Consider the following 21854-nt stretch of genomic DNA (forward strand, 5'->3'; position numbering starts at 1 on the left):
AAACTTAAAAAGTATCAACTCGGATTAAGTAACTTTCGCTTTGCGGATAATTTTAGAAAAATAGCGTGGGAAAAAGCGTTTAAGCAATACTCCTTTTACTTCTTTACCGCCAATATAAACCTCTTCTTTTTTTGCTTCAATTGCTTTCACGATTTGTTCAGCACAAACTTCTGGAAGCATGCCATTTTCTTGTGCATCATCCATAGTGCCTTGTGCAGCACCATTTGCGGTTACTGCATTGATCGTTACGTTTGTTTTGATAAAACCTGGGCAAGCCAACATAATATGAATGTTGGGATTGTCTATTTCTATGCGAAGTGAATCAAAATAACCATGTAAAGCGTGTTTTGATGCGGAATACGCAGAGCGGAAACGAGTGCCAAATTTACCTACTAAACTACTTACACAAACAATACTACCACTTCCTTGCGCTAATATTTGAGGTAAAACAGCTTTACTTAAAATTACTGTTCCCCAAAAATTAACATCCATTAAACGCTTTTCGGTTTCTAAATTAGTTTCTAGTGTTAAACTTCTTTGACTAATTCCGCCGCTGTTAATTAATATGTCGATTTTTCCAAAAATTTTGATGGCCTCATCGGCTTTGCCTTTTAAGGAAGCGTTATCGGCTAAATCTAACGATAAAACATGTACATTAATTTGATCTTTGCAATTAGATTTAACTCTAAAAAGCTCATCGCGGTTGCGGGAAGAGATAATTAATTTTACGCCAGCTTTATTGTAAGCATACACTAATGCCTCACCAATTCCTGACGAAGCTCCGGTAATCCACACGATTTTATTTTTCATTTGCCTCGAATATGGAATTTTTTAATGCATCATTTTCTAGAACTTGTTCTTCCATCGATTTTTCTGTAATTACTTTTTCTTTTTTGGCGGTGGTAAATTCGAATTTTTCATCGTATTCTGGTCTTAACGTTCCCATCCATCTATCCCAAAATAAAAAATACAACCCATAATTACCTTTAAAGTATTGATGATGCATATTGTGAGCCGTTCCAGTGCTTATCCATTTGCCAATTTTGCTTTTGTGAAATTTTGCGGGAAATAATTCATAACCTAAATGGCCATACACGTTATAAACAAACACAATGGTAAAAAATACGGCTAAATGTATTTGATGAACTGGCATGATAAAAATAATAACCACAAATATACCAGTTTCTACTACAGCTTCTAACGGATGAAAAGAGTAAGCCGTCCAAGGTGTTGGGCTGGTAGATTTATGGTGAATTAAATGAAAAAGTCGAAACAATTTTGGGTGATGCATCATTCGGTGAGTCCAATAGAAATAGGCATCGTGAATAAGCAACATCAATGGAAACGCTAAAAAGAAATACACCCAGCCGTAATCGCTTACATTTTGATAAAGTAGTGTATAAGGTCGTATTTTATCATTTTCTAAAAAAATTACGGGTAAAGCTCCGAAAATCACGATGGTAATAATCGAATAGAAAATATCTCGTTTATGATCAGACATTTTCGGTATTTTCTTTTGCAAACGTCTTCCACTAAATCGTTTATCAAATAATACATAGAAAATTAAAAAAGCAATTCCGGCGATTAAAAAATAACGGGTTCCTACATCAAAAATATATTTGAGAAAATTTTGTGGGGTCATAATGGCTATTAAAAGAGGGTGTTGAACAAAAATAAGTAAAATGCGTTACATTATTTTATTCGTCAGTTGCAAAAAGTTCTGATGCAATACCATCTGCAAATAATTTCCCTTCGTGAGTAAGATGAATGATATTGTTATTTAAAACTAATCTTCCATTATCAATAAATGGTTTGATTTGTTTAAACGTTTGCTCAGCATAATTTTTGCCAAAATCAGTAGTTATTTTTTGTAAATCTGTTCCCCACATGGTGCGAAGAGAAGTCATAATATATTCGTTAAAACGATCAATTTCGCTTAATTCTTCAATGTCTTCTGCTAATTTTTGCGAGGTTAAAGCACTTAAATATTTTGCATTATTAGCTATGTTGATATATCTGTTGAAACCATCAAAACCATGCGCCGAAGGTCCAATACCCAAATATGGCACGCCTTTCCAGTAATTAGTGTTATGAACTGCATATTTGCTAGGCAAACTATAGTTCGAAATCTCATAATGCTCAAAATTATTCTTAGTCAATTGATCAGTTAAGATTAAAAATTGAGATGCACTTTGTTCCTCATTTATGGGTGTTTGTTTACCTTTTTGTATCGCGTTAGCTAAAGCTGTACGAGCTTCTACCGTAAGTGAATAAGCTGAAATATGCGGGGTTTGTAAGGATAAAATGGTTTGAATATTAGACAATAATTTTTCGTCGGTTAGTAATGGATAACCGTAAATTAAATCTATACTTAAGTTCTCAAATCCTGCATCTTGACTTCTTTTGATACAGTTTATGGCTTCATCCGCATTATGCGCTCTGTTCATCCAAACTAAATCTTCATTAAAAAAAGATTGAATGCCAATGCTAAATCTATTAATTGGAAGTTGGCGTAGTTCGTTTATTTTTTTGGCATCAAGATCATCAGGGTTAGCTTCAATAGTAATTTCGGCATTGGCCGAGATAGAAAAACATTCGGTTAGTGTATCGAAAATTTGTTGAAGTGAGGCCGCAGATAACACAGAAGGAGTGCCGCCACCAAAATAAATGCTACCAATTTGTTCCGTAATGCGATCTTTTTTGAGTCTAATTTCTGTACAAATTGCATCTGTCATCTCATCCACATACTTAAAAGAAGTAGAAAAATGAAAATCGCAATAGGTACAAGCCTTTTTGCAGAAGGGAATATGGATATAAATGCCAGCCATTGCGCAAAGGTAAATTAATTTAGCGCCACAAGCCATTATCGATAGTAAGTTAGCATTTAAAAGAAGTGCTTTTTGTGAAAACAAAATAATAAAGCAGTAAATTTGTCGTCATTAGGCATAGTTCTATAGTTGTTTATCTGCGATGTTAAAAAAAGTTTTTTTACTTATTTTATTGTGTTTTAGTACGTTATTGGTGTCGATAAAAGCGCAGCAAATACCTTTAGCAACTGATAGTATTTCTGGAGTTTCTTTACCAACAGATAGCCTAGATTCCGCTCAAACTATAACAATTATTGCAGAAGATACCATTACTCCACGTAGTTTAAGATTACCCGATTCCTTAACAAAAGCACTTATTACAGATAGCTTAAAAAAAGGATTTGGTTATCCAAAACTCGATTTTAAGGTTCTAGTAGATGATTTTCTACGCAATTCTGTAAATAAAGGTCCACGTCAAGTAGGAGATGCATTAACCAAAGGCGATGTTTGGATATTAGCATTTATCGCTTTCCTTTTGGTGCTATTTGCAATTCTAAAAAACGTGTTTTCTAAACAAATGATGGCAATTATTTTGTCCTTTTTTAGCAATAGAGCATTAGGTAATTTAAATAAGGAGGATAACCTATTTACTTCTTGGCCTTTTCTGCTACTTTTTGTTCAATTTGGGTTTACCATTGGGATGTTTTTTTATCTCGTTGCCCAATATCAAAAGCTAGATTATGTCGCAAATGGCTTCCAGTTTTTTGTAACAATTTCAATAGTCATTATAGTTTTATATGTATTAAAAATTGTGCTATTACGCTTACTTGGCTATATATTTAATATCCAAAAACCAGTAAACGAATACATCTCTATATTATATTTAAGTTATTTTAACGCCTCTTTATTGTTCACTCCATTAGTTATTGCGTTTGCGCTATCTCCACTAAAACATGGCTCCTTTTATGTTGCAGCAGCTATAGTTTTAGTATTAGTTATCTTTGTTTTTCAATTTATTAGGGCAGGAGTAAATATTTTATCTCATTATAGGTTTTCAAAAGTCTATTTATTTTTGTACTTTTGCACCCTCGAAATTTGCCCTATATTAATATTAATCAAGGCAATAGGATTTTAAAGAGGTAATTAGTTAAAATGCAGGAAAAGATAGAAGATAGGTTACGTAAAGTTAAAAGTATACTGATCACTTTACCAAAGCCCGAAACAGAAAAATCACCTTATTTTGATCTGGCTAAAAAGTACAATTTGAAAATCGACTTTCGGTCATTTATTCACGTTGAGGGAGTTCCTGCCAGAGATTTTAGAAAAGATAAAATCAATTTAGCAGAGTTTACTGCTGTGGTTTTTACAAGTCGTAACGCAGTTGATCATTTTTTCAGAATATGTGAAGAAATGAGATACGAAGTGCCAGCAGACTTAAAATATTTCTGTATTTCAGAATCTACTGCCTTATATCTTCAAAAATATATTCAATATAGAAAACGTAAAATTTTCTTCGGAAAGCAGACTGCTTCAGATTTAGCAGAAGTTTTGAAAAAACACGCTGGAGAGAAATTTTTATATCCTTGTTCTGATGTAGCTACTGAAGACACTATGAATTTCCTGCAAAAAAATGGTTATGATGTTACTCCTGCAGTTTTATTTAAAACGGTAGTTAGTGATTTATCCGACTTAGCAGAGGTTTTTTATGATGTAATTGCGTTTTTCAGTCCATCAAGTATACAATCCCTTTATACTAATTTTCCAAATTTTAAGCAAAACAATACTCGGATAGCTGTATTTGGCCTAAATACCAATAAAGCTGCAACAGATGCTGGGCAAATTGTAGACATTGCTGCGCCTAGTCCGGAAGCACCTTCTATGATTATGGCGATAGAAAATTACATTAAAAAATCTAATAAGTAATTTTTCATAACATGTGCCGTTACTTCATCAATATTTGAAGAATTTCTGCTCGTAAAAACAATTTTCTTCACCTTAAATCTTAGTTGAGATGATGGATAATTTAAACTAAATAACTTATTTTTAATCGGTTATAGTTTAAATATTTATTGCAAGGTGAGGCGGATTTATTTGTATAAATAATTGTTTTTATCAAGGATTTTCGATAAAATTGCTATAAAATAATATGATACTGCATTAACGGATTTTATGAGAAAAATATACTTTCTTAATTTTTTGATTATCACTAGTTTGCTGATGAGCTGTAAAAGCGGACAAAATGGAGAGCTTGTCGGGGCATACAACAAAAAATTTAAGAACAAAACAATTCCTTATGGGATGGTTTTTATCCCGCCAGGGAGAACTTTAATCGGTATGACTGATGAAGATATTAGTTTTTATCAGGGTACACCAAGCCGTATGACCTCGTTTGCTGCTTTTTATATGGATCAAACGGAAATTACAAACGCAGAATACAGACAGTTTGTAAATTGGGTTAGAGATTCTGTTGCAGTAACCTCTTTAGGTAGATCTGGTGCGCCAAACTTATATATGCCACAACCAGCCGCCGCTGCAGGAACCACAGCATCTGGTCAACAAAATATTAACTGGAAAGCTATAGGAAAAAGTGGCGTGCTTTGGGGGAAAAATAGTGCATACAAAGCTAGATTGCAAAATATGTATTATTCGGGTAACGATGCCTTACCAGGTAAAAATGAATTTGATATTCGTAAATTCAGATATGCATACAGTTATTTAGATCACGATTTAGAAGCGGCAGGTAGAAACGATCCAAGTAAAAGCAGACAAGATTTCATACAAACATATACTGATAATCCTACACCAGGTAAAGCAAATGAGCATCCTTCGGTTAGTATATATCCAGATACTTTAGTTTGGAAATTGGATTTTTCTTATGCTCAAAATGATCCAATGGTTGATTCTTATTTTAACCACCCATCTTATGATGGATATCCAGTTGTTGGTGTAACATGGGATCAAGCAACAGCTTTTTGTAATTGGAGAACTGTTTTATATAGAAATATAGCTGCAGCAAGAAAACAACCAGAAAACGTAAGATTAAAATATAGATTGCCAACAGACCAAGAGTTTGAATATGCTGCCAGAGGCGGAAGAACACAAACTAAATATCCATGGGGTGGTCCTTATATTAAAAATACAAAAGGTTGTTTACAAGCAAACTTTAAAGTAGGTAGAGGTAATTATACTGATGATGGTGGATTGTACACTGTAGATGCTAGAGCTTATATTCCGAATGATTACGGTTTATACAACATGGCAGGTAACGTAGCAGAATGGACAGTAACAGCTTATAACAGATCAGCAACAAGTTTATTGTCAGATTTTAGCCCCAATTATGTAAATACAGCTAAAGGAGCTAAAGTAGTAAGAGGTGGCTCATGGAAAGACATAGGTTTCTTTTTGCAAAATTCTGTAGGTACATACGAGTATCAAGATAAAGCAAGATCTTATATCGGTTTCCGTTGTGTTTCTGATTATCCTGGCAATGCATTAAATTAAAAAATCAACAAACAACAAAATAAAACTTTAAACAAATTATGGCAGCAAGAAAACAACCAGGTTGGTTACATGTGGCAATTTCCTGGGGAGCGAGTATAGTAATTATCGGTGCATTATGTAAAATTATTCACTTTGGTGGATCATGGGCAAACGTAATTATTGGAGTGGGATTAGGTGTAGAGGCATTATTATTCTTCTTAACAGGATTTTTTCCGCCAGAACCAGAGCTGCCTTGGGAACGCGTTTATCCTGAATTAAACATGGGGTTTGCAGGTGAATTGCCAAAAGCTACAGCTAGACCAGTTGTTTCTTCGGGATCTTCTTCAACTGCTGCATTGGATGATATGTTAGATAAAGCTAAAATTGGACCAGAATTAATCGAGAGTTTAGGTACTGGCCTACGCACTTTTGGTGATAAAGTAGCCACAATTTCTAACGTTAGCGATGCTGCAATTGCGACAAATGAATTTACTGGAAAAGTAAAAACAGCTTCGTCGAGCTTTGATAATTTAAGTAATGCCTTTGGTAAAGCTACTGCCCAGTTAGTAGAAATGGGAGAAAGTAGTGTTGATTCTAAAGCTTACCATGATCAAGTAAATAATTTAGCTAAAAATTTATCAGCCTTAAATGCGGTATATGAATTAGAGTTACAAGATTCAAGCGCTCATTTAAAATCAATGAATAAGTTCTATCAGAACTTATCTTTAACTATGGGTAATTTCAATGAATCGATGGAAGACTCTAAACAGTTTAAAGAAGAAGTAGGTAAATTGGCTAAAAACTTAGCGTCATTAAATGCAATTTATGGCAATATGTTAACCGCTATGAACCAACCACGTACATAATTAGTTTCTATTATTTAAATCAGTAAACAAAAATCTAATTTAACATGGCTGGAGGAAAAGAAACGACAAGGCAGAAGATGATTAATATCATGTATTTGGTATTGTTAGCTATGCTTGCTTTAAACGTTTCAGACGCAATCTTAAATGCTTTTAAGAATATTAACGATAGTTTAGATGCCTCAAAAACGAATGTAAGCTCGGGCTTAGATCAAACTTTTAGTGCATTTGAAGAAACAGAATTAAAAAATAAACCCGAACGTGCTCAACCACTTTGGGATAGAGCTCAAAAAGTAAAAGCTTATGCTGAAGAGTTGAATAAAGAAATTCAAAGACTTAAAGATGAGTTTAAAGTGAAGGGCGATGGAATTGATCCAGAAACTGGAGATTTTGTGTTGAGAGACAATTTAGATATTGCTCAAAACATTATGATCAATAAAAAAGAAGGAGAAAAACTAAAAGCAAAAATTAATGATACTAGAGCGAAATTAATTGCATTATTAGATGAAAAAGATAGAGCAAACGTATCATTTTCTTTAGAAGCTAAAGATCCTTTAAAAGCTGTAAATGGAAAAAAATGGGAAGATGTTAATTTTGGAGAAGGAACTCCATTAACAGCTGCAAATACCATTTTAACCAAAATACAAGCAGATTTAAAAAATGCAGAATCGGAAGTAGTTCGAAAAATCTTCGGTAAAATGAGCGAAACTACAATTATCATGGATGAGTTTAAAGCTGTTGCTGTACCTTCTAGTAGTTATGTAATTCAAGGTCAACCTTACAAAGCTGACATTTTCTTAACGGCAAGAGATACGAAATCAAATCCAGAAATTACGGTAGGTGGTAGCTCTTTAGGAGTTGTAAAAGGTATAGCTACGTATACTGGTGGTACAGGATCGGTAGGTGAATTTACTTGGAAAGGGACAATTCGTGTTAAAAAAACGGATGGTACTTTTGCAACATATTATACTGAGCCTATGAAATATCAGGTTGCAAAACCATCTGCAACGGTATCTTCAACTAACTTAAATGTAATTTACGCAGGTATTCCTAATCCGTTTTCGGTTTCGGCACCGGGATTTTCTTTAGAAAGTATTAAAGCTACTATTTCAGCTGGCTCAATGACTGGCGGTGCTGGCAAATACAATATTAATGTGCCAGGTAGTTTAATTGGTAATGAAGTAACTATTAGTGTATCTGGAAATAGCAATGGAAAATCGTTAAGCTTAGGAACTAATAAATTTAGAGTAAAAGGAATTCCTAATCCAGTAGCAAAATTTGCCGGTAAAATGGGAGGAATTATTTCTGGAAATACAATTGCACGAGAAGGCCAAGTTTCGGCAGCTATAGAAAATTTTGAATTTGATGTCAAAGTAAGAGTTACTAAATTTAGTGTAACAGTTGTTAGACCACGCCAAGATGCACAGGTTTATTATTGTACTGGTGATAACTTTAATGCGCAAGCTAAAGCTGCATTATCGAATTTACCATTTAAATCGGTTGTTTATATTGATAATATTGTTGCTCAATTGCCAGATGGACGTACGCCAACTTTAAATTCAATGGTATTTACCGTAAACTAAAAATTATGAAAAAAATATTTTTTCTAGCTATATTTCTTTTAACAGTGGGTTTCGCTTATGCACAAAATCCAGTTACTCCTCCGACAACTGCGGATAAAAAAGTAACGCCTAAAAAGAAAGGCCCAAAAAAGGATGGCTTTATTTATAGAGAGGAAAGCGTAGCTGATACCGTTGTGCCTTATGCTCCTGTGAATAAAGAAGACGTAGTTTATACAAAGAGAGTATGGCGTGAAATAGATCTTCGCGATCGTGGCAACCAAGTATTGGCATCTCCTAAAGTGAGTTTATTAGGGGTTATTTATGATGCAGTTAGCAATGGCGAATTAGATCTTTATTCTAGTGAGGATGAAGATTTTAAGGGTGAACCGCTAGGGCAGAAAAAAGGTAATGATCCAAAGATCACCAACAGCTCTGCAGCTGATACCGCTTTTTTAGGTGTTAATCCTGGTACAAATGAAATTAACAGAGCAAATAATGAATTTTTTGCTGCAAGTTTTACCACGTTAAGAATTAAAGAAGATTGGATTTTAGATATTAAACGAGGAATTTTCGAACCAAGAATAATTGGTATTGCTCCAGTTAGAATTGATGTTAAAACTCAAGTTGATAATAATGGAAATCCAGTTCCTGATCCTACAACAGGTAAACCAAGAGCCGATACATTAAAAACTGTAGCCGGCTGGTTATACTTTGATGATTTAAGAGAAATTTTAGTGAAGCATAAAGTTGCTAATAACCAAAATGATAACTCTGGAATTAACTTCGACGATGTATTTACTAGAAGATTGTTTTTTAGTAATATCACTAAAGTTTCTAATGCTGCTGATAATAGAATTGAAGATATTTTATTTAATCCTAAAGAAAGATTATTAGAATCTGAACGTATTAAAAAGGCAATGGCCGATTTTGAACAAGGTCTTTGGGAATATTAAAAGAAATTAACGTCATGCTGAATTTATTTCAGCATCTGCTTAAACTAATCCTGAAATAAATTCAGGATGACGACACAAGAAGCCTCGATTTATTCGGGGCTTTTTTATGCCTTAAAATAATCGGTCAATGCAATAATTTGCTTTTTGTTTAGTACTTGAGCTAACTCTTCTTCCGTTGCTTCTTTTATTTTCTTAACGGATTTGAATTTTACTAAAAGCTTATCTGCAGTAGTTTTTCCAATGCCGGGAATTATTTCTAATTCTGTTTTAAGTGTTCCTTGATCTCTTTTTTTACGATGGAAAGTGATCCCAAAACGATGCGCTTCATCTCGTAATTGTTGAATGATTTTTAATGTTTCAGATTTCTTATCAAGATATAATGGGAAACTATCTCCAGGATAATATAATTCTTCTAAACGCTTCGCAATGCCAATAACAGTTACTTTTTTGTGAATACCTAATTTCTTTAAACTGCTAACCGCAGATGATAATTGTCCTTTGCCACCATCAATAATAATGAGTTGAGGTAACGACTGTTCTTCCTCCAACATTCGTTTATAACGTCTATAAACGGCTTCCTCCATAGTGGCAAAATCATTTGGGCCTTCTACAGTTTTAACATTAAAATGGCGGTAATCTTTTTTGCTTGGTTTGGCATCCTTAAAAACTACAATAGCAGAAACTGGATATTTACCTTGGAAATTCGAGTTATCGAAACATTCAATATGTTGAGGAAGCTGGGTAAGTCTTAAATCCTTTTGCATCTGAGTTAAAATACGATCGGTTCTTAAATCAGGATTTAGTTTTTCATATTGATTTAATTTCTCTCGCTTAAAAAACAATACATTCTTCTCCGACAGTTCTAATAATTTCTTTTTTTCGCCAAGTTTTGGTACGGTAAATTTTAAATTTTTATCTAATAATGGAATGGTGAAAGGAACAATGATCTCTTTTGATGTACTGCTAAACTTGGTTCTAAACTCAGTAATCGCAATCGTTAATAATTCCTCATCAGTCTCATCCAATCGTTTTTTAATTTCTATAGTTTGCGTCTGAATAATACTTCCATTCACCACTTTTAAATAGTTTACAAAAGCATAACGTTCATCAGATGCAATACTTACCACATCTATATTTGTAATGGCGCTATTTACTACCGTAGATTTACTCTGATATTTCTCTAAAAACAATAATTTCTTTTGGTAAGAATAGGCAAGTTCAAAGTTTAAATCTTCCGAAGCTTTTTTAACAACCTGTTTTACCTCACGAATTACGTTGCCAATTTTTCCATTTAAGATTGCCGTAATTTCCTCAATGTTTTGGTCGTAATCTGCTTTGCTTTGGTAATTTTGACATGGGCCTTTACAATTTCCTATTTGATATTCTAAACAAACTTTAAATTTTCCATCGTTAATATTTTGTGGTGTTAGTGGCAGATTGCAAGTTCTTAATGTATACGTTTCCTTAATTAAATCTAAAATAGTGTGCATCATTCCTACCGATGCGTATGGTCCGAAATAAGTAGAACCATCTTTAATCATTTTGCGTGTCCAGTAAATACGTGGGAAATCTTCTTTTTTAATGATAATCCATGGATAGGTTTTATCATCTTTCAACATAATGTTATAGCGAGGTTGATGTTTTTTGATCAAGCTATTTTCCAATAACCATGCATCAATTTCAGTGTCAACTATGGTAAAACTTATCCGTCTGATTTTAGAAACCAAAACTTTGGTTTTTCCATTAATCTGATGTTTATCTTGATTAAAATAAGAGCCTACACGATTCCGTAAATCCTTCGCTTTGCCAATATAAATCAGCAAATCTTCCTCATCAAAATACTGGTAAACTCCAGGTTTATGCGGAATATCGGCTAATGCCTTTTTATGATCGAAAGCACTCATTTATAACGTAGTGATGATTTTTTATAAAAACTAGAAACCTAATTTCTTATCGAGTTCAGTTGTATCCTGTTCTGGTTGCTGGTATTGATTACAATCGTAAATAATAGAAACACCATTTTTAGGAGGTTCAAAATCAGCTTTACTTATTTTTAAATTAGGATTTGCATACACTCGTTTCATAAAACCTGCATAAATAGGTAGTGCAGAATTTGCGCCTTCACCATCTCTAGTACTTGTAAAATGGAAAGCTCTATCCTCGCAACCTGTCCAAACTCCAGCTACTAAATCTGGTGTAATTGCCATAAACCAACCATCTGAGTTATTTTGCGTTGTTCCTGTTTTTCCACCAGTTGGTGCATTTATCCCATATTTATAACTTAATCTTGAACCAGTTCCACCAGTAATTACACCTCTTAACATTCTGGTCATTACATAAGCTACTTCTTCGTTCATAGCTACTTTTATAGTTGGTTTACTATCATAAAGCACTACGCCATTTTTGTCTTCAATTTTTAAAATATAGGTAGGTTGTGTCCAAACACCTTTATTAGCAAAAACTCCATAAGCACCAACCATATCATAAACCGATGCATCAAAAGCACCTAAAGCAATAGATGGTACAATTGGAATATCTGAAGTTATACCCATTTTTTTTGCTTCTGTAGCTACCGCTGTCGGACCAACTTGTTTCATTAAATAAGCTGCAATGTAATTTTGAGAATAAGCTAAAGCCTTTTGCAAGGTAATAGGCCCAGGTATTGTTCCAGAAGAACGAGGAGTCCAATCAGGGCTTCCTGGATTTGAAATGGTTACGGGTTCATTTTGAACAGTATAACAAGGAGAATATCCATTTTCTATAGCGACTGTGTAAGTAAATGGTTTTGCTGTTGACCCAACTTGACGAGTACCCATTTTTACTTGATCGTATTTAAAATGCTCGAAATTAATTCCTCCAACCCAAGCTTTAATGTAACCAGTTTTAGGATCCATCGCCATCATCGCATTGCGCAACAATAACTTATAATATTTAACAGAATCAATAGGTTTCATCAAGGTATCGATATCACCTTTCCAAGTAAAAATGGTAAGCCTGCTCGGCGTATTGAAATCGGTTTTAATTTCTTCGTCAGATTTTCCCTCTAATTTTAATGCTTTATAACGGTCCGAACGTTTTATACCTTGGTCAATTTGCAATTCCATTCCTTTAAAAGGATTACGCCCTTTCCAACTATTGGCAAATTGCTGTTGTAAAGTTTTCATGTATTCTTTTTGCGCTTGTTCAGCATAAACCTGCATATCGTAATTAATGGTTGTCGTTATTTTTAATCCATCTCTATCTAAATCATACGGAACGCCATTATTTGTGATAGAACGATCTTCTAAAATTTTTCTCACTTCGGATTTTAAAACGGCTCTAAAATAAGGGGCAACACCATCATTTGTAGTGGCAGCATTAAAATGCAAGTCGAGTGGTTTTTCCTTTTCTATCTCAAATTGTTCAGCAGTAAGCAAATCTGCTTTAACCATTAGCGCCATTACCGTATTCCTTCTAGTTAAAGATCTTTCTGGATTTTTAGTTGGCGAATACCGAGTAACACCTCTTTGTATGCCAACCAAAACAGCAGCTTGTGGCACAGTTAATTTATCCGCAGTTGTATTAAAATAAACTCTTGCAGCAGATTTAATACCATAGGCTTGATTACCAAAATCAACGGTGTTTAAATACATAGTGATAATCTCTTCCTTAGTATAATTGCGTTCTAGTTTTACTGCAATTACCCATTCTTGAAATTTTTGGATTATTCTTTTGAAGTAATTCTTTTGTCTGCCTTCCTCAGAAAATAAATTTAATGCCAATTGTTGAGTAATGGTACTTCCACCTTGTTTTTTGCCCAATAACGCATATGCGAAAATGGTAAACGTACGTTTAAAATCTATACCAGAATGAGAGAGAAAACGAACATCTTCAGTCGCAATTAATGCATTAACTACATTTGGAGATATTGCGCTATAGTTAATATTTGAACGATTTTTAACAAAATAAGTTCCTATTACTTTACCATCTTCAGAAATAATTTCTGTGGCTTCATTACTTTTTGGATGTTCGATAGCTCTAAAAGATGGAATTTCGCCAAATAGCCCAAAACCTATTGAAACAATGAATAAGGCAAAAAACACCATGCCGCCAATGAGCAATTTCCAAAGTCTGCGGTTATATTTCTTTATGTTTTCTGGTGTTAGGGATGCACTCATTTTTATTAATAATTGTTCTTGAAAAACTCAATATACCTATTTAATATTTCTCTATTCTTAATTTTGTCGAAGTTCTCTTTGCTAATATAAAAACCTTTATACGCTGTCAAAGGAACCTTCATAATTTTTGTTAATTGAGAAGTAATACTTTCTGCATAAGTTTTTGCCTCACTTAAGGTGGTAAAGTTACCTACAAAAATTAACTGATCTTCATCAAGCTCTAATAATTGATGTTTTAATCCTGAACCAGCATAATTACCTCTATTAAATTGACCAACACCAAAACGAGATGAGCTTACACTTAAACTCATATCATTAACGCTAATTACATAATAATAAATATCTGATTCCGCTTTGCTGAAAAAATTATCTACAGGTTTAGCTATAGGTTCATTTTTAACTTCTTGCGATTTTGCAATAACCGGTGCATATGGAGTAGGAGTTACAGCGGGTGTAACCGTAGGAGTGACAGGCTTAACTACTGCAGGTTCTGATTTAGGTATTACAGGTTCTAGTTTATTTACTGCAACAACCGTATTTTCTCGTTGTGAAATAAAACGAGGTTCTGTCGGATCGAAATCAATTAGTGCAATTTTTCTTGCTTTAAATGAAGATAAATTTGCGTTGATGTAGGCAATATGATCCAAAACCAATGGATTTATGAGTTTATCATTTGGATATTTAGAAATGATGGTATTAAAAGCTAACAATAAACTATCTACATTTTGTGTACGGCCAATGGCGATGGCTTTTAAATAATCGTATTGAGCTTGCAATGCATTTCCTGGAAACCGCTGATTCGTTTCATTTACATAAGCAATTACTGCAGGAAAATCTTTTTTCTCGTAGCTATCAAAAACAGTATTATAAATTTTATTTATTTCTAAATCTAAAGCATTCTGTTTCGCCGAAAAATTAGGATCTAATATTGTTTTAGCATAAACAGAACTTGGATATTTAGCCAATACCATGTTTTTATACATCTCAGATTTAGCTGGGTCTGTTTTTGAATAACCAAGATATAAACTATAATAAACTACTTCTAAATGATTGTTTTGAGGATATCTAGTCAATAATTCTTCATAAACTTTAACGGCTTCTTCTTCATCTTCGAGCACTTGCTGATAAAATCCTGCAATCTCAAAATACGCATCTATTATTTTTTGATCAGATTTAGCCATCTGATCTGCTGTTAAAGGCAAGAGAGCTGTATATTCTTTAATTCGTGTTTCTTTATCAGCATTTGCTGTCTGAATATTTGTTGGATTAGTCGAATTGTCAATTACTGCAGACTGATTTTGTTGATTAACTTGTGCAGATGATTTCACACTTTGTCTCCAATTATCTTCTAAAAGCCTATTTCCCCAGCGTTTTCTGAAGTCTGTAAATCCCTTGCTAATTGCATTGTTGTTGCTAAAATAAAACTTGTCGTTGCTTTGCGTTTTTGTAGGATCATCGAATTTTACAACCTTACCATTATCAATCGTTTTGGTAGTTGTAACTTCCTTTTTAGGCTCAAATAATTCACTTAATTTCTTTTCGCGAGCTTGTTCTGGTAAACGAGCAATGAGTTGCAACGTATCTTCATTTGCAATTATCTGATACCGTTGAGTTAAATATTCTAAATTTTCTGCTTTTTTAAGAATGCCCTCATAACCTGGATAATTTTTAGGCAAAGTAGTTACTGCACTATCATAATATAATTTAGCATTCACATAATCGCCTAAATTTTTAAAGTTAAGGTCGGCAAGTTTTAAATACGATAAACCTTTTTGGTATTGGTTAGTTATGCTTTTTTGAGCAGATAATTTGTAATACTCCTCGGCCTTTTTATAATCCTTATCCGCAAAATAATCTTCAGCTACCTCATAATAAATTTGGTCAGTATAATCGAAATTTTTATCGTCCTTCAATAATTTAAGTAATTGTTGTTTGCGATTTGAAGTTTGGTCATTCAATAAATCATTAACACGGATTTTACTCAGCTTTGCATTAAAATACATTTCAAAAGGCGCATTGCTATTCTCAACTTTGGTATAATTGCGCAAACTGGCATCGTATTCCTTATTATATTCGTAAAGTTGAGCTAAAATATAAGGCCATCTCGTTCTACTTTGTATTTTGTTGGTTTCCTTTATCGCTTGCTCCAAATAGCCAATTGCCTCTTTATAATTTTGCTGATAAATACTCATTTGTGCTAATGTAGCTAATGGTTCAGCTTTTTCACTTTTAACTGAATCTAATGTCGCTTTTACAGTATCTAGGGTAAGTTCGGCTTTTTCATAATTATTCAATTGCATTAAACTACGAGCCTTCCAAGTCATAGCACTTAAAAAGACGTTTTTATTGCTTTTGTAAGTTTTTGCAGTGTAATCAAAATATTCTACGGCAGTAAAATAGTTGCCTTTATAAAAATTTGTTTTACCTAAAAGGATGTATGCCTCATCAATATAATTGCTAAAGTTTTTTTCGCTGATAATAGTTTGAGCCTTTTGGGTAATCTCATCTAATGACTTAACATTGCCAGAAGAAGTTGCAGAGTTTAGAAAATCAGAGTTAACTGGAGCGATATAAACCGCCAAAAAATCATCGTAATTATCTTTATAGGTTTGAGAAAGATCATCCTGATAAGTTGTTAGCAAAACATTTGAGTTATAAATGTAGTTGTAACGAGCAGATAGGTTTTGCAGACTTCTGTTTGTAGCATTATCTTTTTGCGTAGAACAGCCAATAAATATGGCCATGCTTAAGCAAGAGAGGATAATTTTTGCGCTTAGTTTTGCGTAGTTGTTCAAGAATTTTAAGAATTGCGTATAACTTTACAAGATAACAGAATGTATGCAAAAATATTTTATTTGACAGTAAATTTTTAATATTTGAACTTATATTTTTAATTGAAATAGTTATTATGACAAACTTTGAGGATAACGACGAGGGTAAACAAGCGAATAATTTCGCTAAATATACGGGTATAGCTTTCCAGATGTTGGCTACAATTGGCTTGTTTACATTTATTGGGTATAAAATTGATGAACACAGTGGAAACACAAAATCAATATACACTGCTATGCTCGGTTTGTTAGGAGTTATTATATCTTTATACATGGTAATTAGATCGTTAACAAAAAATAAGCAAGACTGAGTTTGTACGTATGTTGTCGTATTAATTGTAAAATGCCAAGCTTAATATCAACACATTCTTATACCTTTGCCCTAAACAAATAAATTTTGAGTTTACCACGTTTCATTTTATCCTATTTTTTATTTACGTTATTATTAATAGGTATAATTATAGCATTGCCTTACATTTTTCCAAATGTGAACCTATTCATTAGTAAATTTTGGGTAGTTTTTGGGTTTATAGCTGGCATTACTTTTATCGCCTATATTGTAGCTTATTTAGGTATAAAACGTAATCCGGAAGTAGGGGTTATGGCAATGATGGCATCGATAGCTGTTAAGATGTTATTTTCCATGGCTTTTGTGCTAATTTATGTGCTTAAAACACCCGTTAGCAGCCTACTTTTTGTACTAGATTTTTTTTCTTTATATTTCTTATTTAGTGGCTTTGAAATTTACGCATTGTTATGTAACTTGCGCCACTCAATAAAAAAGTAAAAAACATAGAATAAATGCACTTCAGTCATATTTTTAAATCAAGAATAAATGTACTAAGCGTTGCTTTTGCGCTTTTTTTAGCATTTTTTAGTTTAAATGCTGCTGCTCAAGCTCTGCCAGATACCACGGTAAAAGCAGAAAATCATACAAAAATTGTTGCAGAAGAGGCAAAAGAAAAAAAGTTTGATATTACTGCCTATATTTTACATCACATTGCAGATTCGCATGGTTTCCATATGTGGGGTGAGGGCGAAAACTCTGTTTCTATATCATTACCAATAATTTTATGGACAGATAATGGTTTAGTTACCTTTATGTCTGGCGATTTTCATCACGATAGTGAGGGAAAGCATGTTGTAGAAAAAAACGGTCAGCGATTTGTTAATCACCACGAAAAAATTTACTACGCATCTGCAACAGCTAATGAACACGGTGAGTTTGTAGAAGTAGGTGCTAAACATAAAGTTGCAAATCTTGCTCCTTTAGATTTTTCAATCACTAAGAACGTATTTACATTAATATTCTCTGGAGTAATTTTAGTTATTTTATTTGTTAACGTTGCAAGATCTTATGCTAAACGTAAAGGTAAATCTCCAAAAGGATTTCAATCTTTAATAGAGCCAGTTATATTATTTATTAGAGATGATATCGCTATTCCAAACTTAGGCGCTAAACACGAAGCTTATATGCCTTATTTATTAACTATATTTTTCTTTATATGGTTTAATAATATATTAGGTATGGTGCCTTTCTTCCCAGGAGGTGCAAACTTAACAGGAAATATTAACCTTACATTTGTTTTAGCGGTTTTAACCTATATTATTACTACGGTTAAAGCAAATAAACATTACTGGAAACATATTTTTTGGATGCCAGGTGTTCCTGTTCCAATGAAAATATTTTTAGCACCTTTAGAGTTTTTAGGTACGTTGACTAAGCCAGTTGCATTAATGATTCGTTTGTTTGCGAATATTACAGCGGGTCACATTTTAGTACTTGCGTTATTGTGTTTGATCTTTGTTTTCAAATCAATATTTATTGCCCCAGTTTCGGTTGTGTTTGTGGTATTCATTAGCATGATTGAGTTATTGGTAGGTTTTATACAGGCCTTTATTTTTACTGTATTAACCGCTTTGTTTATCGGCTTAGCCGTACAAGAACATGGCGAACATTAATTAGAAACAATATTGTTTACATATAAAATTAAATTAAAATGGTAGTAGGAAGTATTGCTGCAGTAGGTGCAGGTTTAGCTGCAGTAGGTGCAGGTATCGGTATCGGTAAAATTGGTGGTTCAGCTTTAGAAAGTGTTGCTCGTCAACCAGAAGCTGCTTCTAAAATTCAAACGATGATGTTAATTGCTGCAGCATTTGTTGAAGCGGTTGCTCTATTTGCAGTTGTGGTATCTTTCTTAGGAAACAACCCAACAGCTTAAAAAAAACGAAAACATTTTGGAGCGGTTGGCTTCAAAATGTTTTTATTACACATTGTAAATAATAATAAAAACAACATAATATGGATTTATTTAATCCCAGCATTGGCTTAATAGTTTGGAGTACAATTGTATTTCTTTTACTATTTTTCATTTTAGCGAAATTTGCTTGGAAACCAGTAATGGTTGCCATAAAAGAACGTGAGCAATTTATTGATGATTCTTTGAATAAAGCAGAATTAGCTAATCAAGAAATGGCTAGATTAACGGCTCAAAATGAAGATTTAATGAAACAAGCTCGTGCTGAGCGTGATGAAATTCTGAAAGAAGCCAAAAAACTGAAAGACAATATTGTTAATGAGGCTAAAACTTCAGCTCATACAGAAGGCGCTAAATTGATTGAAAAAGCTCGTATAGAGATTGAAAATCAGAAAAAAGCAGCATTGGCTGAATTAAAAGGTCAGGTTTCTACATTATCATTAGATATTGCTGAACGTGTTTTACGTAGTCAGTTAGATGATAAAGCAAAACAACAAGACTTGGTTACGAGCTTGTTAAAAGATGTTGAATTAAATTAGAACGAGATACTAGATATGAGATATTAGATTTGAGAGCAATATTTGTGTCTCACATCTCACATCTCACATCTCAATACTAAATATATGTCAGGTAAAGCAGGAGCTAGATACGCAAAATCGTTAATTGATCTTTCTACAGAGCAAAACGCTTTGGAGGAAATTAAAAACGATATGGTGTTATTTGAAAAGATCGTTCATGATAATAGTGAATTAGAAGCGATCCTTAAAAATCCAATTGTTCCTTTAGATAAGAAATTAGGGATTTTGACGGATGTTTTTGGTAACAAAGTTCATAAAATTACCAATAGCTTTTTAAAACTAGTAGTAAATAAAGGTCGTTCGGCAATCTTATTTGATACTGCAAAACAATTTGTTGCACAATACAACTTAATCAAAGGGATTGTAACTGCTGAAGTAACATCTGCAATTGCACTAACTGATACAAGCAGAGCTGAAATAGTTAGCTTGGTTAAAAAGGAATTAGGGGCTAAAGAAGTTATTGTTAAGGAGAAAATTGACGAGAAATTAATTGGTGGTTTTATTTTAAAAGTTGGTGATAAGCAGTTTGATGCTAGTATTGCCAGCGGTTTAAGTAAACTGAAAAAAGAATTTGCACAAGGTGTAGCTTAATTGCTGAAAAAGCAAGCGAAGCAATACTGAACGCTAATATATAAACCCGATTGAAACGGACACGAAGTAAAGTGGAAAGCGGGACTGAAATAACAAAAGAGTACAAGATTTATATTTTCAAAAAGAAATCAAAATAAAAATTATGGTAGAGGTAAGACCAGACGAAGTTTCGGCAATTATCAGACAACAATTGTCAGGCTTTAAATCGGAAGCTGAATTGGAAGAAGTTGGTACCGTTTTACAAGTGGGTGATGGTATTGCTCGTGTTTACGGTTTAACTAAAGTTCAAAGTGGTGAGCTAGTTGAATTTGCAAACGGGTTGCAAGGTATCGTTTTAAACCTTGAAGAAGATAACGTTGGTGTGGTTTTATTAGGCCCATCAGACGAAATCAAAGAAGGTGATACTATTAAACGTACTAAAAAAATTGCCTCTATTAAAGTTGGTGAAGGTATGTTAGGTCGTGTTGTAAACACACTCGGCGAGCCTATCGATGGTAAAGGACCAATTTTAGGACAGACTTACGAAATGCCTTTGGAGCGTAAAGCACCAGGTGTAATTTATCGTCAGCCGGTTACTGAGCCTTTACAAACAGGTATTAAAGCAATTGATGCAATGATTCCAATTGGTCGTGGTCAACGTGAGTTGGTTATTGGCGATCGTCAGATTGGTAAAACTGCTGTTTGTATCGATACTATTATCAATCAAAAAGAATTTTACGAAGCAGGAAATCCTGTATTCTGTATATATGTTGCTTGTGGTCAAAAAGCAAGTACAGTAGCAAACGTTGTACGTACGTTAGAAGAAAACGGTGCAATGCCTTATACTGTTGTTGTTGCTGCATCTGCTGCTGAACCTGCTCCATTGCAGTTTTATGCTCCATTTGCTGGTGCTGCAATTGGTGAGTTCTTCCGCGATACTGGCCGTCCAGCTTTAATTGTTTATGATGATTTATCTAAACAAGCTGTTGCTTACCGTGAAGTGTCGTTGTTATTACGTCGTCCACCGGGTCGTGAGGCTTATCCAGGTGACGTGTTTTATTTGCACAGTCGTTTATTAGAGCGTGCTGCAAAAATCAATCAGAATGATGAGATTGCAAAAAACATGAATGATTTACCAGAATCATTAAAAGGAATTGTAAAAGGTGGTGGTTCATTAACTGCTTTACCAATTATCGAAACTCAAGCTGGTGACGTTTCTGCATATATCCCAACTAACGTAATTTCAATTACTGATGGTCAGATTTTCTTAGAGTCGAATTTATTTAACTCTGGTGTACGTCCGGCAATTAACGTAGGTATCTCGGTATCACGTGTAGGTGGTAATGCACAAATTAAATCAATGAAAAAAGTAGCTGGTACATTGAAATTAGATCAAGCTCAATACCGTGAGTTAGAGGCGTTCTCTAAATTCGGTTCTGATTTAGATGCTGCTACAAAATCTGTTTTAGATAAAGGTGCTCGTAACGTAGAGATGTTGAAACAAGCTCAATTCTCTCCATTTACTGTTGAGAAACAAGTTGCGATTGTTTATTTAGGTACTAAAAACTTAATGCGTTCAGTTCCTGTAAACAAAGTAAAAGAATTTGAAGCTGAGTTTTTACAAGCATTAGAATTACGTCATCCAGAAGCTTTAGCTTCTTTAAAAGCTGGTAAGTTAGATGATGCAGTTGAAGTGTTAGAAAGAGTAGCAAAAGAGATTTCAAGTAAATATTAATTAGATAGAGGTATTTAGTATTTAGATATGAAGTCTAATTACTAAATACTAACTTCTAAA

Annotated in this window: 19 protein-coding genes; 13 read left to right on the forward strand and 6 right to left on the reverse strand. The window is 33.6% G+C overall.

Features of this window, described 5'->3' with window-relative positions; genetic code table 11:
* Positions 1-24: 24 nt before the first annotated feature.
* Genes GM921_RS14355 through hemW form a run of 3 tightly spaced genes read right to left on the reverse strand, consistent with a single transcriptional unit; the run spans position 25 to position 2828 of the window.
* Entirely contained in the window at positions 25-810 is a 786-nt protein-coding gene (locus tag GM921_RS14355; protein ID WP_182923321.1) for an SDR family oxidoreductase, read from the reverse strand.
* A complete protein-coding gene (locus tag GM921_RS14360; RefSeq protein ID WP_182923322.1) occupies positions 800-1642 on the reverse strand; it encodes a sterol desaturase family protein in 843 nt (280 codons plus the stop codon). Before GM921_RS14360 ends, GM921_RS14355 begins: the two co-directional genes overlap by 11 nt.
* Before the next feature lie 55 nt (positions 1643-1697).
* Entirely contained in the window at positions 1698-2828 is a 1131-nt protein-coding gene (gene hemW, locus GM921_RS14365; protein ID WP_182923323.1) for a radical SAM family heme chaperone HemW, read from the reverse strand.
* A gap of 142 nt (positions 2829-2970) precedes the next feature.
* On the opposite strand from hemW, the gene GM921_RS14370 reads away from it, so the two are divergent.
* From GM921_RS14370 to porN, 6 genes are all read left to right on the forward strand, one after another.
* Positions 2971-3942: a DUF4271 domain-containing protein gene (locus GM921_RS14370; RefSeq protein ID WP_182923324.1), complete on the forward strand. Its 972-nt coding sequence runs from the start codon at positions 2971-2973 to the stop codon at positions 3940-3942.
* A gap of 17 nt (positions 3943-3959) precedes the next feature.
* On the forward strand, positions 3960-4730 hold the full coding sequence (locus GM921_RS14375) for a uroporphyrinogen-III synthase (protein WP_182923325.1): 771 nt from the start codon (positions 3960-3962) through the stop codon (positions 4728-4730).
* A gap of 246 nt (positions 4731-4976) precedes the next feature.
* Positions 4977-6308, forward strand: a complete 1332-nt coding sequence (gene porK, locus GM921_RS14380) for a T9SS ring complex lipoprotein PorK/GldK (RefSeq protein WP_182923326.1) — start codon at positions 4977-4979, stop codon at positions 6306-6308.
* Between the two features lie 38 nt (positions 6309-6346).
* The gene (gene porL / locus GM921_RS14385; RefSeq protein WP_182923327.1) at positions 6347-7153 is read left to right on the forward strand and encodes a type IX secretion system motor protein PorL/GldL; all 807 of its coding nucleotides are present in this window, start codon (positions 6347-6349) and stop codon (positions 7151-7153) included.
* 44 nt (positions 7154-7197) lie between these two features.
* Complete coding sequence (porM, locus tag GM921_RS14390; RefSeq protein ID WP_182923328.1) at positions 7198-8733, forward strand: type IX secretion system motor protein PorM/GldM; 1536 nt, start codon at positions 7198-7200, stop codon at positions 8731-8733.
* A 5-nt stretch (positions 8734-8738) separates the two neighbouring features.
* Positions 8739-9665 carry a type IX secretion system ring subunit PorN/GldN gene (gene porN, locus GM921_RS14395; RefSeq protein WP_182923329.1) on the forward strand — a complete coding sequence of 309 codons (927 nt, stop codon included), beginning with the start codon at positions 8739-8741 and terminating at the stop codon, positions 9663-9665.
* A 104-nt stretch (positions 9666-9769) separates the two neighbouring features.
* Here porN and uvrC read toward each other — a convergent pair whose 3' ends face one another.
* Genes uvrC through porW form a run of 3 tightly spaced genes read right to left on the reverse strand, consistent with a single transcriptional unit; the run spans position 9770 to position 16617 of the window.
* Positions 9770-11569, reverse strand: coding sequence for an excinuclease ABC subunit UvrC (gene uvrC, locus GM921_RS14400; protein ID WP_182923330.1), 1800 nt, complete (start codon positions 11567-11569; stop codon positions 9770-9772).
* A gap of 30 nt (positions 11570-11599) precedes the next feature.
* A complete protein-coding gene (locus GM921_RS14405; RefSeq protein ID WP_182923331.1) occupies positions 11600-13822 on the reverse strand; it encodes a transglycosylase domain-containing protein in 2223 nt (740 codons plus the stop codon).
* A gap of 5 nt (positions 13823-13827) precedes the next feature.
* A complete protein-coding gene (gene porW / locus GM921_RS14410) occupies positions 13828-16617 on the reverse strand; it encodes a type IX secretion system periplasmic lipoprotein PorW/SprE (protein ID WP_182923332.1) in 2790 nt (929 codons plus the stop codon).
* Between the two features lie 113 nt (positions 16618-16730).
* On the opposite strand from porW, the gene GM921_RS14415 reads away from it, so the two are divergent.
* From GM921_RS14415 to atpA, 7 genes are all read left to right on the forward strand, one after another.
* A complete protein-coding gene (locus tag GM921_RS14415; protein WP_182923333.1) occupies positions 16731-16964 on the forward strand; it encodes an AtpZ/AtpI family protein in 234 nt (77 codons plus the stop codon).
* Positions 16965-17050: 86 nt separating this feature from the next.
* Entirely contained in the window at positions 17051-17440 is a 390-nt protein-coding gene (locus GM921_RS14420) for a hypothetical protein (RefSeq protein WP_202985665.1), read from the forward strand.
* Positions 17441-17454: 14 nt separating this feature from the next.
* The gene (gene atpB / locus GM921_RS14425; RefSeq protein WP_182923334.1) at positions 17455-18615 is read left to right on the forward strand and encodes a F0F1 ATP synthase subunit A; all 1161 of its coding nucleotides are present in this window, start codon (positions 17455-17457) and stop codon (positions 18613-18615) included.
* Between the two features lie 38 nt (positions 18616-18653).
* On the forward strand, positions 18654-18875 hold the full coding sequence (gene atpE, locus GM921_RS14430) for an ATP synthase F0 subunit C (RefSeq protein WP_182923335.1): 222 nt from the start codon (positions 18654-18656) through the stop codon (positions 18873-18875).
* An 80-nt stretch (positions 18876-18955) separates the two neighbouring features.
* Positions 18956-19450, forward strand: a complete 495-nt coding sequence (gene atpF, locus GM921_RS14435; protein WP_182923336.1) for a F0F1 ATP synthase subunit B — start codon at positions 18956-18958, stop codon at positions 19448-19450.
* 84 nt (positions 19451-19534) lie between these two features.
* The gene (gene atpH, locus GM921_RS14440; RefSeq protein ID WP_182923337.1) at positions 19535-20080 is read left to right on the forward strand and encodes an ATP synthase F1 subunit delta; all 546 of its coding nucleotides are present in this window, start codon (positions 19535-19537) and stop codon (positions 20078-20080) included.
* 142 nt (positions 20081-20222) lie between these two features.
* The gene (gene atpA / locus GM921_RS14445) at positions 20223-21794 is read left to right on the forward strand and encodes a F0F1 ATP synthase subunit alpha (protein ID WP_182923338.1); all 1572 of its coding nucleotides are present in this window, start codon (positions 20223-20225) and stop codon (positions 21792-21794) included.
* Positions 21795-21854 lie beyond the last annotated feature (60 nt).

Origin of the sequence: Pedobacter planticolens, assembly GCF_014172375.1 — a bacterium.
Taxonomy (GTDB): Bacteria; Bacteroidota; Bacteroidia; order Sphingobacteriales; family Sphingobacteriaceae; genus Pedobacter; species Pedobacter planticolens.